Here is a 13,440-nt window from a genome sequence, read left to right as displayed (position 1 = left end):
GGACAACCTAACCCCAGGGCATGCGTGGGGAAAGGGGCGACGTGAGCGAGCGGAGCGGCCCGCACTACGCTGAGCGTGTGACCCCGGCATCCCGAATCTCGACGAGCGTCCTGCTCACCTGCGCCGCGATCGGCGTGGCCACCGGCGTGCTGTCCGCGGGCGCCGGTGCGATCAGCGGATTCGTCTCCGCCGGTGCGCCGATCCTGTACGGCCTGGTCCTGGCCATCCACGTCCTGCCGGGCGTGGTGGCGCAGGAACTGTTGCGCCGACCGTGGGTCGCCCTCATCACGCACATGATCGCCGCTCTGGTCGCCAGTGCGGTCGTTCCGCTGTGGATCGGGCGCTACGTGGGCACGGCTCTGCTCATCGGCCTGCTGCAGGAGGGCATCGCCGCCCTCGGGCGGTACCGACGGTGGGAGTCCTGGCGATTCATCCTCTCCGCCGTCATCGTGGGTGTGCTCATCGCCGTGCCGATCTGGTTCGCGGCGGATGTCTCGCGGTTCGTGCTGTGGGGGCAGATCCTCTACATCGCGCTCTTCCTGCTCGGCCCCGTCCTGTGGACTGCCGTCGGGCTGGCGATCGGGGCGGCGCTGCGACGCGCCGGCGTCGCGCGCTCCACTCGCCGCTGACGGTCACGCGCTGGTAAGGGTCGGCTAAGTTAGGAAGCACTCAGCTACCTCCCCTGGGAAGACCCGTGACCGCAACCGAGCGAGAATCTTCCGCCGCGGCGCAGGCATCACGTCCCGGCGGCAGCACCGCTCCCGCGCGTTCCGCCGGGGCAGACCCGTCCGTTCCGCTGCTCAGAGTGCGTGATCTCGGCATCACCCACCTGGGAGAACAGACGCCCACGCCGGCATCGGTGAGCTTCGACATCGCCCCGGGCGAGGTCGTGCTCCTCCTCGGGCCGAGCGGCTCCGGAAAGTCCACGCTCACGCTGGCCCTGAACGGCCTGATCCCGCACGCCCTCCCCGCGGACGTACGCGGCACGCTGGAGGTCGCCGGTCTGGCGGCATCCGCCACGAGCGTTGCCGAGCTCAGCACGCACGTCGGCATGGTGTTCCAGGACCCCGACGCGCTGCTGGTGACCGGCACCGTGCTGGACGAGGTCGCGTTCGGACCGGAGAACCTCCGGATGCCGGTGGCCGACGTGCTCGCCCGCACCGAGGCGGCGCTGCGGCGAGTGGGGCTGTGGGCGCGCCGGGCGGACAACCCCGATCGCCTCTCCGGCGGCGGACGCCAGCGGCTGGCCATCGCCTGCGCCCTGGCGATGGGATCGCCGCTGCTGGTGCTGGACGAACCCACCGCCAACCTGGACCCGAGGGGCATCGAGGAGGTCTACGAAGCGCTGGCCGAGCTGATCGCGGCGGGGGACCGGGCCATCCTCCTCGTTGAGCACAACCTCGACGCGGTGGTCGGCTTCGTCGACCGCGCAGTGGTGCTCGACCAGGAGGGAAGACTCGTCGCGGACGGGACGATCGATGCCGTGCTGCGCGAGCGCGCCGAGGAACTGCACACGATGGGGGTGTGGCTGCCCACATCGGCGCTGGCCGCCCTGCGGCTGCGCCGCGCGGGCTACGTCCTGGATCCGTTGCCGCTGACTCCGGGCGAGCTGCGCGCCGCCCTGGAGGCGGAGCCGGTGCGGCCCGCCGGGGACGACTGCGCACCGCGCGCGGCCGACGCCGAGCGTGACGCGACCGTGGTCGAGCCGCGCGCGACCGACCCGCGCGTCGATGCGCCGGCTCCGGCATCCGAGCATCCCGAGGATGCGGAGTCGAACACCCGGACCCGGCCGGCGGCGCCGCTGATCTCCGTCCGCGGGCTGACTGTCCGCCGCGGTCGCAGCGACGTGCTCTCCGGGGTGGACCTGGAGATCGCTGCGGGCGAGTTCGTCGCGGTGGTCGGGGCGAACGGCGCGGGAAAGACCAGCCTCATCCAGGCACTTGCCGGCGTCATCCCGCCCCCGCGCGGGACCGTGCACGTCGACGGGATCGACATCGGCCGGGCCGACGCCCGCACCCTGTCCGCACGCGTGGGCTTCGTGTTCCAGAATCCCGAGCACCAGTTCATCGCGAACACCGTGTTCGACGAGATCGCCCACGGACTGCGCCTGCGCCATCTGCCCGAGGACGAGGTCCGCATCCGCACCGATGCTCTTCTGGCTCGATTCGGTCTGACCGCGAAGGCGCAGACGCACCCGTTCCTCCTCTCCGGCGGCCAGAAGCGACGTCTCTCCGTCGGCACGGCGCTCGTCGCCGGCGCTCCCGTCCTCGCCCTGGACGAACCGACGTTCGGTCAGGACCGCGCGCGCGCCGACGAGCTGCTCGGCCTCTTGCGGGAACTGAACCACGACGGCACGACGATCCTCGTGGTCACCCACGACATGCAGCTGGTCGCGGAGTACGCCGACCGCATGATCGTGCTCTCCGGCGGGCGCGTGCTCGCGCACGGCCCCACCGCCGAGGTGTTCGCCGACGCCGAGGTGATCGACCGCGCGGGACTGCGGCTCCCGCCGCTCGGGCGCGCGCTGCAGGGCCTGTCCGGGCATCCCGAGCTCAACGGCATCGCACGGCTGTCCGATCTGCCCGGCGGCGTGGACACCGGGGGCATCGCGTGACGGCGACGGGCCCCCTCGTCGCGGCGCAGGCGCCGCACGCGACGCTCGACCCGTATGCGGATGCCGTCACCGCCGCACCGGTGCGCTTCCTGTACCGGCTGAACCCACTTGCCAAGCTCCTGGCGCCGGTACCGGCGATGGTCCTGCTCGTCTTCGTACGTGATGCCGCGATCCCGTTGGCATTCCTCGTGGTCTCGTACGCGCTGCTGTTGGTCGGGGTGAGGTTCACTCCGCGGCTCGTCGTCCTGCTTCTGCTCGCCCTGCCGCTCGGCGCGGTCGCGATCGGCTTCGGCTTCGCGCTGTGGACGGACCCCGCGCACGTGGATCACAGCGTGGTCCTCTGGCAGGTCGGGTCCTGGAAGCTGTACGGCGGCGCGCTGCTGATCGGCATGGCCACCGCGCTGCGCATCGCGGCGATCGTCGCTCTGACCCTGATCGCCGGGCTCAGCACGACCGGACCGGACCTCGTGCGTGCCTGCGTCCAGCAACTGCGGGTTCCCTACCGCATCGGGTATACGGCATTGGCCGCATTCCGTTTCGTGCCGCGGTTCGGCCACGAGCTGGATGTCATCCGCCAGGCGCACCGGGTGCGCGGCGCGCACGGCGGCCGAGGACCGCTCGCCGGGATCGCGCGCTGGAGCGGCTACCTCGTGCCCCTGCTGGCCGGCGCCATCCGCCATGCCGAGCGCGTGGCGCTGGCCATGGACGCGCGAGCCTTCGGCGCCTACCCCGACCGCACCGAACGCCACCTCGTCCCATTCCGCGCGCGCGACGTCGTGTTCATCGTGCTGTTCCTGGCGGCCTCGGCGGCGATCGCCTGGATCTTCCTGCCGCCCCCCGGCCGGTAGCCCCACCCCCTCCGCCCCCTGTCGCCCCAACCCCCGCTCCGCCCCCCTCCCGCTCCCCTGTCACGATCTGCCACACGCGCGGGCGTGTCGTGACAGGCGAGCAGCAGGGCCGCAGGGGCAGGGCGCAGGGGCGCAGGGCCGCAGGGGCGCAGGTCGCGGCATCCGGTGTTCTGTCAGCGCTTGCCCGCGATCTGCCGGCTCACGATGTCGCGCATGACCTCGTTGGTGCCGCCGTAGATGCGGTGGACGCGGGCATCGAGGAACGCCCGGGCGATCGGGTACTCCGTGATGTAGCCGTATCCGCCGTGCAGCTGCACGCAGATGTCCAGGACCTCCCACTCGCGCTCGGTTGTCCAGAACTTGACCTTCGCGGCCTCTTCGGCGGTGAGCTTGCGGTCCTTGTACAGAAGCATCGCGCGGTCGACGTACGCCCACAGCACGTCAACCGTGGTGGCGACATCGGCCAGGCGGAAGCGGGTGTTCTGGAAGTCGATGATCCGCTCGCCGAACGCCTCGCGGCTCTTGGTGTAGTCGACCGTCCACCCGAACGCCGCATCGGCGGCGGCCGCGGCGGCCACGCCGATCGAGAGGCGCTCCAGGGGCAGGTTCATCATCAGCTGTACGAATCCCTTGCCCTCTTCGCCGCCGATGAGGTTCTCCTCGGGCACGAAGACGTCGGTGAACGACAGCTCCGCGGTGTCGTGTCCGTGGAAGCCCATCTTCTGCAGCTTCTTGCCGTGGTCGAAGCCGGCCATGCCGTTCTCGATGAGCAGCAGGCTGAAGGCGTCCGGGCGGTTGCCCTCGCCGGTCTTGACGAAGGTGACGATGACGTCGGCGGTCTTGCCGCTGGAGATGAAGGTCTTCGCGCCGTTGACGACGTACCCGCCTTCCACCTTCTTGGCGGTGGTCTTCGCGCCGCGCAGGTCGCTGCCCGCGCCGGGTTCGGTCATCGCCAGGGCGCCGAGGATCTCGCCGGTGGCCATGCCCGGCAGCCACTTCTCCTTCTGCGCCTGCGTGCCCATGTGGACGATGTACGGCACGGCCAGGTCGTCCTGGATGCCCAGTGCACCGGCGAGCGAACCCACACCCGCACGGATCGTCTCTTCACTGACGACGGCGCGGAAGCGGTAGTCCTGCAGCATCCCGGCGCCGCCGAACTCCTCCGGCACGCTGAGGCCGAGGATCCCGGCCTCTCCCGCCGCGAGCATCGTCGCGCGGTCGATCTCGCCGTCGGCATCCCACTTCTCGCGGGCTTCGTTCGTCGCGTACCGCTTGACGAACTCCTTCACGACATCGCGGAACGCTTCGTGATCCTCGTCGTAGATGTTGCGCTCCATGTGCGCCTGCCCTTCTTGAAACGTCGGTGGCCGGGCCGTTCTGAGAGGCTGCGCGGCCCGTCGCCGCTGGCGATTCTAGGTCACCACTCACGGCGCGACCCGAACCCCTGTGACATTGCATCCCGAGAGTGACGGTACTGGGTACCGCGATTTGTGGGATGCCGCAACCCGTGCCTCGGCGGGCCGGAGGTGTCCCGGACCTGCGCGGCGCGCCCTGCCTTCAGTTCTGCGGTCAGCCCAGGTATCCGGGAGCGGGGGGAAGCCCCAGGAACTGCTCGAGGGTGTGCCAACCGCCGTCGTGGTAGGCCTTGGCCAGCTCCGGTCCGATGTAGCGAAGGTGCCAGGGCTCAGGGGAATACCCGGTGATCGGCGTGGATCCGTCCTCGTATCGGGTGATCCACCCGAACTCCCAGGAGTGCGCGGTGATCCACTGGCCCTGCGCGCTGGCAGCCAGATCGTCGAGCGTGCCGCAGCCGTCCGCGCACGCGACGACGTCGGCCGCCAGCCCGGACTGGTGCTCGCTGAAGCCCGGTCGGGCACTGGAAAGATCGGCCAGCTCCACGCCCTGCGCGCTGACCTGGTTGCCGTAGCTGGTCTCCTGCGTGGTGTGCGAACGGAAACCGCTCTCCAGGGCGATCTCGCCCACGCCGACCGCCGCGGCCGCGGCCACCATCGCGCTCAGCGCCGCTGCGGCATCCGCGCGCAGTGATCCACCTTCGACGCTGCGCACGCCCTGCGGCATGGCCAGCGCGCTGGGCCGATAATCCAGCGGAGTCAGCGGACGCGTCTTGTTGATCACGGTCCACAGCCGCGCCGGGTCGGCGAGGTCCACGCACGGGGCCAGTCCGCCGGCCACCGCCCGCCGGAAGTCCTCGGCGCCGCCGATGGCGGCGACCGCGGCGGTGTCGTCGCGCACGGCCAGCGCATCGGCGAACGCGTGCAACGCGCACGGCTCCACCACGACCGGCGCGGCAGCGACCAGGGGCGTCGGGATCGCCTGAGCGGGCGCCGGCAGCGGCAGGGCCGTAGGCGCCTCCGGCGTGGGTGCGATCTTCGGGACGACGCGGCCGACGATCATCGCGGGGGCTGCACTGGCGACGGGCGCCGCGACGATCTGGTCACCGGTGACGGCTGCGGTCACGGTGGCGGTCGACCCCAGGACGAGCGAGGCCACGACGGTGAGGCCGGCGACCACCCCACTTCGGAGCGGCGATCTGCGACGCGCGTGCCGCGGCTGCGGGTCGGAGGGGTTCATCAGTTTCGCCGTCTTGGCTTCGTTGCGGCTGACCGGGGCCGCCGGTCGCGCGGCAGCGCCGACGCGGACGGGGGTCGCCGGTCGATCGATCGCCGCCCGCGCGAACGCCGAGCGTCGCGGGTCGGCGGTGTCCCGCGGCGCGCCGAACGCGCGTTCGAGCGCCCGTGCGCGTTGCAACCGTGCGGCGCGACGAGTCGATGGGGGAGCGTGCGGTTCGGGTGCCGTCACGTGGTCCATTCTTGCCTGCCCGGCGGCTCCGGTCGAGCACTTCGCCGGATCCGGCCCAGATCGGTTTTCTGTACGAACCTGTCTTGACAGACATTCGCATTTCTGTTCCCATGGAGTCATGCGTTGGCAGGGACAGGAACTGGGTGTTGCGGATGCCGCCGCGCTGCCCGGACTCGAGCAGCTGAACGGTCTGGTGCGGTCCGTGACCACCCCGGAGTTCGCCGATGTCACCTTCCACGAGGTGATGTGCAAGAGCGCACTCAACCACGTGCCCGGCTCCTCCGCGATGCCGTTCGACTGGACGATCAACCCCTATCGGGGCTGCGGTCACGCGTGCACGTACTGTTTCGCCCGGGGCACGCACGAGTACCTCGAGCTCGATTCCGGGCGCGACTTCGACTCGCAGATCATCGTGAAGATCAATGTCGCCGACGTGCTCGAGAAGGAGCTCCGCCGCGGCACCTGGATGCACGACCCCGTCGCGCTGGGGACCAACACCGATCCTTATCAGCGCGCCGAGGGGCGGTACCGGCTGATGCCGGGCATCATCTCGGCGCTGACGCAGTCCGGTACGCCGTTCTCGATCCTGACGAAGGGCACCCTGCTGCGCCGCGACCTGCCGCTGCTGCGGGATGCCGCGGAACGCGTGAACGTGTCGCTCGCGATGTCCATCGCCGTCTTCGATGACGCGCTGCAGAAGCTGATCGAACCCGGAACCCCCTCGGCGACGGCGCGCCTGGAGACGGTGCGCGCAGCCACCGAGGCCGGTTTCCGGGTGACCGTGTTCCTGATGCCCGTCCTGCCGCACCTGACCGACTCGATCCCCGCGCTCGATGATGCGCTGCGGCGCATACGAGCTGCCGGTGCGGTGCGCGTCGTCTTCGGGGCGCTGCATCTGCGGCCCGGCGCGAAGCAGTGGTTCATGCAGTGGCTGCGCCGTGAGCGACCGGAGCTGGTTCCGGCGTATCTCGGGCTGTATCCGGGCGCCTCGCCGACCGCGCCGAAGGCATACCGGACCTGGCTGTCCACACGCGTACGACCCCTCCTGCGCGTGCACGGGCTGGACGGGAGCGCCGAGGACGACGAACCGCGCGGCTCCGCGCTGCCGGGGCCGGCGGCCCGCACGTCGCCGCGATTCGTGACGACATCGCGGGGCCGCGAGGCCCAGAGCGCCGTGCGGCTGTTCTGACCCGCGCCCGCCTCCTGGAGCGCAAGCAGGGGGTGCGCTCCCGGCCCGAACACGGCACGATGATGCCGTGGCGCGGTTTCTGCTTTCAGCGATGCCCTTCACAGGGCACATCACGCCGATGTGCGCCGTGGCGCAGGCGCTGGCCGCTCGAGGGCACGACGTGCGGCTGTACACCGGCTCCGCATTCCGGCACCGCGTCGAGGACGCCGGGGCCATCCTCGTGCCGTGGCAGATCGCGCCGGATTTCGATGAGAACGACCTGTCGGCGACGTTCCCCCGCCTGATCGGCAAGAAGGGCCTCGGACAGCTGCTCATCAACGTCCAGGACGTCTTCATCCGCACTGCGCCCGCCCAGGTGGAGGACCTCACGTCGGAGTGGGAGCGCGCACCATGGGACGCGATCGCCGGCGACGAGGTGTCCGTCGGAGCCGCACTGTTCGCCGAGCACGCGGGCGGGCCGTGGGCCACGGTCGCCCTGCTTCCGCTCAACCTCGCCGGCGCGCAGGGCCCGCCGAGCGGACTCGGGCTCGCGCCGGGGCGGAACCCGCTGACCCGGGCACGGGATGCCGCGCTGCGCGCCGCCGTGCCGCTGATCTCGCGCCCGCTGCGCCGGCCGCTCGCGCGGGCGCGCTCGGCGGTGGGGCTGCCGCCCTCGAAGCTCACTTTCGACGAAGTGGTGTTCTCACCCCGGCTGGTGGTGGCCAGCGGGGTGCCTCAGCTGGATTACGAGCGGACGGACCGGCCGCCGTCGGTGCACTTCGTCGGCGAGCTGCGGGCACCGACCACCGCCGCCACGGGACTGCCCGCGTGGTGGGGTGATCTGGACGGGCGGCGCGTGGTGCACGTGACGCAGGGCACCCAGAACATCGACCCGTCCGACCTTCTTCGCCCGGCCCTCGAGGCGCTCGCCGACCGTGATGTGCTGGTCGTGGTCGCCACCGGGGTCCCCGGCCGGGACGAGTTGCCGTTCCCGGTGCCGGCGAACGCGCGCGTCGGCGGGTTCCTCCCGTACGCGCAGCTGCTGCCACGCACCGACGTCGTGATCACCAACGGCGGCTGGGGCGGCGTGCTGGCTGCCCTGAGCCACGGCATCCCGCTGGTGATCGCCGGCGGCGATCTGGACAAGCCCGAGATAGCTGCGCGGGTGGCGTGGGCCGGCGCCGGCGTGAACCTCAAGACCGGAACGCCCACCGCGGCGAAGGTGGCTGCGGGGTTCGACCGCGTCGCGACGGATGACTCGTTCCGGGATGGGGCAGCCCGTATCGGGGCGGAGCTGCGGGCGAGCGGTGGAGCGCCCCGCGCAGCCGAGCTGCTGGAGTCGCTCGTGTGAGGCCTCGAGCCGAGGAGGACGCAATGGCAGAGCGTCGCATGCGGCCCCGCACATATCCGGCGGGCGTCCCCTGCTGGGTGGATGCGACCCAGTCGGACCTGCGGGCGGGGGCAGCCTTCTACGGAGCGCTGTTCGACTGGGACTTCGCCGCTGCGGGTTCGCCGGACGCAGGCCGGCCGTACCTGTTCGCTCAGCGTGACGGTCTCGACGTCGGCGGACTGGGGCCGACCGCGCCGGGACGGCCCACTCCCGCCTGGATCAGCCACATCGCGTGTGACGACATCGTGGACGCGTGCCTGCGGATCGAGCGGGCAGGCGGACTGGTCGCGGTCCCGCCGGCGGGGTACGGTCCGTACGGACGCAGCGCCCTGTGTGCGGACCCGCAGGGCGCCGCGTTCGGTCTCTGGCAGGGGCGGACCCACCCCGGTTCGCAGATCGTCAACGTCCCCGGCGCGTGGAACTTCAGCGACCTGCGCACACCCGATCCCGAGGCCGCACTCGCGTTCTACGGCGACGTCTTCGGGTGGCAGGCCGACGCCGACTTCGGTGCCGGCATGATCAGACTGCCCGGGTACGGCGATCACCTCGCATCCACGATCGACCCCGGCATCCGCGAGCGACAGGCCTTCGCCCCGGCGGGCTTCGCCGACGTGATCGCGGGCCTGACCGTGGACCCGGACGCTTCGGGCGCGACGTGGGAGATCCGCTTCACCGTCGCGGACCGCGACGCGTCCGCCGGCACCGCGGAGCGGCTCGGAGCGACCGTCGCGTCGCGCACCGACGGTGAATGGACCAGGGATGCCGTGATCGTCGACCCGCAGGGCGCACGTCTGGTGGTGAGCCAGTTCGCACCGCCCGACGCCGCCGGCTTCTGAGCCGCGGCAGACGGTCCGTGGAACGGACACGGCACCGGGAGCACGCCGAGCCGCAGCGGAGCCGATCCCGGCCGGTAACAGCACCGTCCGGCGCGCGAAACGCCGGACCCCCTCCGAAGAGGCGACCCGGCGTTTCGACGTGGAGCGGCTACGCGGTGAGCTCGGCAGCGGTCGGCACGCGACCGGTGAGCTCCTCGATGGTGTCATCGCCGGGGCGGACGTTCTCGAACGGCGCGGCGATCTCGGCGCGCTCGAGCATCTCGGCCATCTTGCGCTGACGCTGCCGCGTGATGAGGGTCACCACGCGGCCGGTCTTGCCCGCGCGGCCGGTGCGGCCGGAGCGGTGCAGGTAGGTCTTGTACTCGTCGGGCGCATCGGCCTGGATGACCAGGTCGATGTCGTCCACGTGGATGCCGCGGGCGGCGACGTCCGTGGCGACCAAGACATTGACCCGTCCCGAAGTGAGGCGCTCCAGGTTGCGCGTGCGGCGGGCCTGGTTGAGGTCGCCGTGCAGTGAGACGGCGGGGATGCCGATGTCGGCGAACTGCTCGGCCAGCATCTCCGCATACGCACGGGTGCGTGCGAACACGAGGGTCTTGCCCTCCCGATCGACGAGCTGGTCGAGGATCTCGGCCTTGTCGCGGTGCTCGATGACGAGCACGCGGTGCTCGATCGTGCTGGATGCCTGGTCTTCGCCGGCCACCTCGTGGACGGACGGCTCGACGAGGAACTCGTCCACCAGCGAGGAGACCTCGCGGTCGAGTGTCGCGGAGAACAGCAGCTTCTGGGAGCCGTCGGCGGTTTCGCGCAGGATGCGCTGCACCGGCTCGAGGAACCCGAGCTCGCACATGTGGTCGGCCTCATCGATCACGGCAACCATCACGTCACTGAGATCCAGCTTGCGCTGGGTGATGAGGTCCTCGATGCGGCCGGGCGTGCCGATGATGATGTCGACGCCCTTCTTCAGTGCACCGACCTGGCGGGCCTGGGGCACGCCACCGTAGATCTGCGTGGTGAACAGCCCGACACTGCGAGCGATCGGCTGGATCGTGCGGTCCAGCTGCAGGGCGAGCTCGCGCGTCGGGGCGAGGATGATCGCCTTCGGCTTGCGACCGAACTCGCGCTTCTTGCCGGCGCCGCTCTTGAGCACGTTCTCGACGAGCGGTGCGCCGAACGCGATGGTCTTGCCCGAGCCGGTGCGACCGCGAGCGAGGACGTCGCGGCCCGCGAGGATCTCGGGGATCGTCGCGGCCTGGATGGCGAACGGCGTGGCGGCACCGAGATCGGCGAGGGTGCGGACGATGTTCTCACCCAGTCCGAGCGAACCGAAGGTCACACCATCGACGACGGTCGCCTGGACGGCCTCGGCCTGCAGGCGCTCGTGCACGACGTCGACGTGCTGCTGGTGCGCGGCAGTGCGCGGGGGCGCACTCCAGTCGCCACGATTGCCGGATGCCGCGGGGCGGCGATCGCGGTCATCACGGCGGGGGCGATCGGCGTTGTACTCGCGCTTGGGACGGTCCTCGTTCGCACGCGAGGGGCGCTCGGTGCCGAAGGAACGCGCCGGACGATCGTTGCCGTACGGACGCGCCGGACGATCGCTGCTGTAATCGCGACGAGCCGGACGATCGCTGCTGTAATCGCGACGAGCCGGACGGTCATCGGCCGAACGTGCCGGACGATCATTGCTGTAATCGCGACGAGCCGGACGGTCATCGCCCGAACGCGCCGGACGATCATTGCTGTAATCGCGACGAGCCGGACGGTCATCGCCCGAACGCGCCGGACGATCATTGCTGTAATCGCGACGAGCCGGACGGTCATCGCCCGAACGCGCCGGACGATCATTGCTGTAATCGCGACGAGCCGGACGGTCATCGCCCGAACGCGCCGGACGATCATTGCTGTACGGACGCGCCGGACGATCGCTGTTGTAATCGCGACGAGCCGGACGCTCATCGCCCGAACGCGCAGGACGGTCGTCGAACGAGCGCGCAGGACGGTCGCTGTGCGACGGCACGCGGGCACCGCGGGCCTCGTCGCGGCCGGCGCGCTGCGTCGCCGTCCACCGCGTCTTCGGAGCGCCGGACTTGGCGGCGCCGGTCCTGGGACCGCCGGTCCGCGGTGCGTTTGACGGGGCACCCTCTTCGGCAGCGCGGTATCCGCGGTGCGTCACGCTCTTGCTGCCCGGCTTCTGGGCCGAGCCGCCGCGGGCACGTTCGTGGAACGGGGTCTTCTTCTCGCCGTAGCGCGGCTCGAAGTTCTTGGCCGGTCGTCCGCCGGCCGGCTTTTTGCTCTTGGGCATGGGAATGTCCTTCTGGGTTGTCTCAGGTGTGAGAACAGCACTCCACAGCTCGTGGGCAGATCGGCATCCGCGCAGTTCGAGACTGCACACGGGAAGCACTGCCGCGAGGCCGCACATGCGGCACGGAGTTACCCGGACTATCGTCGGCCGGGGGCCATTCAACGTGATGGTCGCCGGAGCGGATTCGCTCCCACCATCGGCCCCTTGGACTCACAAACCCATCCGCACAGCAGTGCAGTGTCCAGAGCCGACCCTTCATCCTAGCGGACACCGCTGGAGCGAGTCTGAGAGATACCGGCGCACGCACCCTGCCGGCTTTACACTGACGCCATGACCAGCGGCGTCGTGACAACGCACTCCGATGCGCCCGCGCTGCGCGCCGAAGCGGAGGCCGTGTACGCCGCCGGCGCAGCGGGTGCGGTGGGTGCGCTTTACGGGCTGGTCGTCGCGCTGGTCGTGCCCGATCTGCCGCTGGCGGACTCCATGGGAGCGTTCGGGCTGCTGGCCGCCATCGGCGCCGCCGTCGTCGCGGGCGCGGCCTCGGGAACCGGATACTGGCGGTCCCGGGCTCGACCGGGACAGGAGTGGCGCCGCGGGCTGCCCTCGTGGAAGTTCGCGGTGAACACCGTCTCGGTGGTGATCGTGCACACAGCCCTCGCCTTCCTCGCGGCGTATGCGGGATTCCGGCTGCTGGGCCTGGGCTTCATCGGCCTGCCCGTGGTCACGTTCTGGGCGATCGTGCTCATGGCCGTGACGCTCGGACTCTCCTCATACCTGGTCTATCTGTCCGTGTCGCGGGTGACGACACAGCGCATGTCCTCGCTGCTGATGGCTTTCATCGTCATCGGCACGCTCACCGCGATGGTGACCTCTCCGGATCCGCAATGGTGGAAGGTCCATTTCAGCCAGCTCGGCACCTTCGACGACCTGTCCAGTTTCGTCTTCAACGGCACACTGATCGCCGCCGGTCTGCTGGTGACGACGTTCGCGGTCTACATCGCGAACGACCTGCAGCGGTTGGTTGCGGAGGGCGTCCTGAGCCGGTCCGGTGCCCCGCGCATCATCTCCACGCTTTTCGTGATCATGGGCGTCATGCTCGCCGGCGTCGGCATCTTTCCGGTGGATGTCAGCATGCCGCTGCACAATGTCTCGGCATCGGGCATGGCGCTGATATTCCTGGCGCTGCTGATCGCCGGCCCGACTCTGCTCCGCGGAATGCCGCGCGCCTATTTCGTGTCGGAGTGGGCTTTCCTGTTCGCCACCGTGGCCACGGTGGTGTTGTTCGTCATCCGCTATTTCACGCTGACGGCACTGGAAATCATCGTCTTCGCTCTCATTTTCGGATGGATTGCGGTATTCGTGCGCTTTCTGGCCGTATCGGGCCAACGCGGCGAGAGCAGCTAAGATCCAAGTGAATTCACCGCGATTGATCCGAACGCGCTACATTCAACCCAAGACC

The 13,440-nt window shown here is 70.3% G+C and carries 10 protein-coding genes; 7 read left to right on the top strand and 3 right to left on the bottom strand.

Annotated elements, in window-relative coordinates; genetic code table 11:
* The first annotated feature begins 41 nt into the window (after positions 1 to 41).
* The 3 genes from QNO12_RS00625 (at position 42) to QNO12_RS00615 (ending at position 3,462) form a co-directional block, all read left to right on the top strand.
* The gene (locus tag QNO12_RS00625; protein ID WP_308495350.1) at positions 42 to 629 is read left to right on the top strand and encodes an ECF transporter S component; all 588 of its coding nucleotides are present in this window, start codon (positions 42 to 44) and stop codon (positions 627 to 629) included.
* Positions 630 to 796: 167 nt separating this feature from the next.
* A complete protein-coding gene (locus QNO12_RS00620; RefSeq protein ID WP_374761000.1) occupies positions 797 to 2,614 on the top strand; it encodes an ABC transporter ATP-binding protein in 1,818 nt (605 codons plus the stop codon).
* Positions 2,611 to 3,462, top strand: coding sequence for an energy-coupling factor transporter transmembrane component T (locus tag QNO12_RS00615; protein ID WP_374760999.1), 852 nt, complete (start codon positions 2,611 to 2,613; stop codon positions 3,460 to 3,462). Before QNO12_RS00620 ends, QNO12_RS00615 begins: the two co-directional genes overlap by 4 nt.
* Before the next feature lie 173 nt (positions 3,463 to 3,635).
* On the opposite strand, the gene QNO12_RS00610 is transcribed toward QNO12_RS00615, so the two are convergent.
* A complete protein-coding gene (locus QNO12_RS00610; protein WP_257500847.1) occupies positions 3,636 to 4,799 on the bottom strand; it encodes an acyl-CoA dehydrogenase family protein in 1,164 nt (387 codons plus the stop codon).
* 232 nt (positions 4,800 to 5,031) lie between these two features.
* Positions 5,032 to 6,282, bottom strand: coding sequence for a D-alanyl-D-alanine carboxypeptidase family protein (locus tag QNO12_RS00605; protein WP_257500848.1), 1,251 nt, complete (start codon positions 6,280 to 6,282; stop codon positions 5,032 to 5,034).
* 118 nt (positions 6,283 to 6,400) lie between these two features.
* Here QNO12_RS00605 and QNO12_RS00600 point away from each other — a divergent pair, with 118 nt between their 5' ends.
* The 3 genes from QNO12_RS00600 to QNO12_RS00590 all read left to right on the top strand — a co-directional run bounded on the left by QNO12_RS00600 (position 6,401) and on the right by QNO12_RS00590 (position 9,676).
* Entirely contained in the window at positions 6,401 to 7,471 is a 1,071-nt protein-coding gene (locus QNO12_RS00600) for an Rv2578c family radical SAM protein (RefSeq protein ID WP_257500849.1), read from the top strand.
* Positions 7,472 to 7,562: 91 nt separating this feature from the next.
* Positions 7,563 to 8,801 (top strand): glycosyltransferase, encoded by a 1,239-nt coding sequence (locus QNO12_RS00595; protein ID WP_257500850.1) that lies wholly within the window; start codon positions 7,563 to 7,565, stop codon positions 8,799 to 8,801.
* A gap of 23 nt (positions 8,802 to 8,824) precedes the next feature.
* Positions 8,825 to 9,676, top strand: a complete 852-nt coding sequence (locus QNO12_RS00590; RefSeq protein WP_257500851.1) for a VOC family protein — start codon at positions 8,825 to 8,827, stop codon at positions 9,674 to 9,676.
* A gap of 148 nt (positions 9,677 to 9,824) precedes the next feature.
* On the opposite strand, the gene QNO12_RS00585 is transcribed toward QNO12_RS00590, so the two are convergent.
* Positions 9,825 to 11,981, bottom strand: a complete 2,157-nt coding sequence (locus tag QNO12_RS00585; RefSeq protein ID WP_285178158.1) for a DEAD/DEAH box helicase — start codon at positions 11,979 to 11,981, stop codon at positions 9,825 to 9,827.
* Positions 11,982 to 12,311: 330 nt separating this feature from the next.
* Between QNO12_RS00585 and QNO12_RS00580 the strand changes: the two genes are divergently transcribed.
* Complete coding sequence (locus tag QNO12_RS00580) at positions 12,312 to 13,385, top strand: DUF998 domain-containing protein (RefSeq protein WP_257500853.1); 1,074 nt, start codon at positions 12,312 to 12,314, stop codon at positions 13,383 to 13,385.
* Positions 13,386 to 13,440 lie beyond the last annotated feature (55 nt).

The organism is Microbacterium sp. zg-B185, from assembly GCF_030246885.1.
In the GTDB taxonomy this organism is placed as follows: domain Bacteria; phylum Actinomycetota; class Actinomycetes; order Actinomycetales; family Microbacteriaceae; genus Microbacterium.
Note: the sequence above shows the minus strand (reverse complement) of the source record. Positions and strands in the feature narration are given on the sequence as shown.

Bases quoted from the DNA above. Each gene is read 5' to 3' on its own strand.
- QNO12_RS00610 (WP_257500847.1), bottom strand. From the start codon at position 4,799: ATGGAGCGCAACATCTACGACGAGGATCACGAAGCGTTCCGCGATGTC.
- QNO12_RS00600 (WP_257500849.1), top strand. From the start codon at position 6,401: ATGCGTTGGCAGGGACAGGAACTGGGTGTTGCGGATGCCGCCGCGCTG.
- QNO12_RS00595 (WP_257500850.1), top strand. From the start codon at position 7,563: ATGCCCTTCACAGGGCACATCACGCCGATGTGCGCCGTGGCGCAGGCG.
- QNO12_RS00590 (WP_257500851.1), top strand. From the start codon at position 8,825: ATGGCAGAGCGTCGCATGCGGCCCCGCACATATCCGGCGGGCGTCCCC.
- QNO12_RS00585 (WP_285178158.1), bottom strand. From the start codon at position 11,981: ATGCCCAAGAGCAAAAAGCCGGCCGGCGGACGACCGGCCAAGAACTTC.
- QNO12_RS00580 (WP_257500853.1), top strand. From the start codon at position 12,312: ATGACCAGCGGCGTCGTGACAACGCACTCCGATGCGCCCGCGCTGCGC.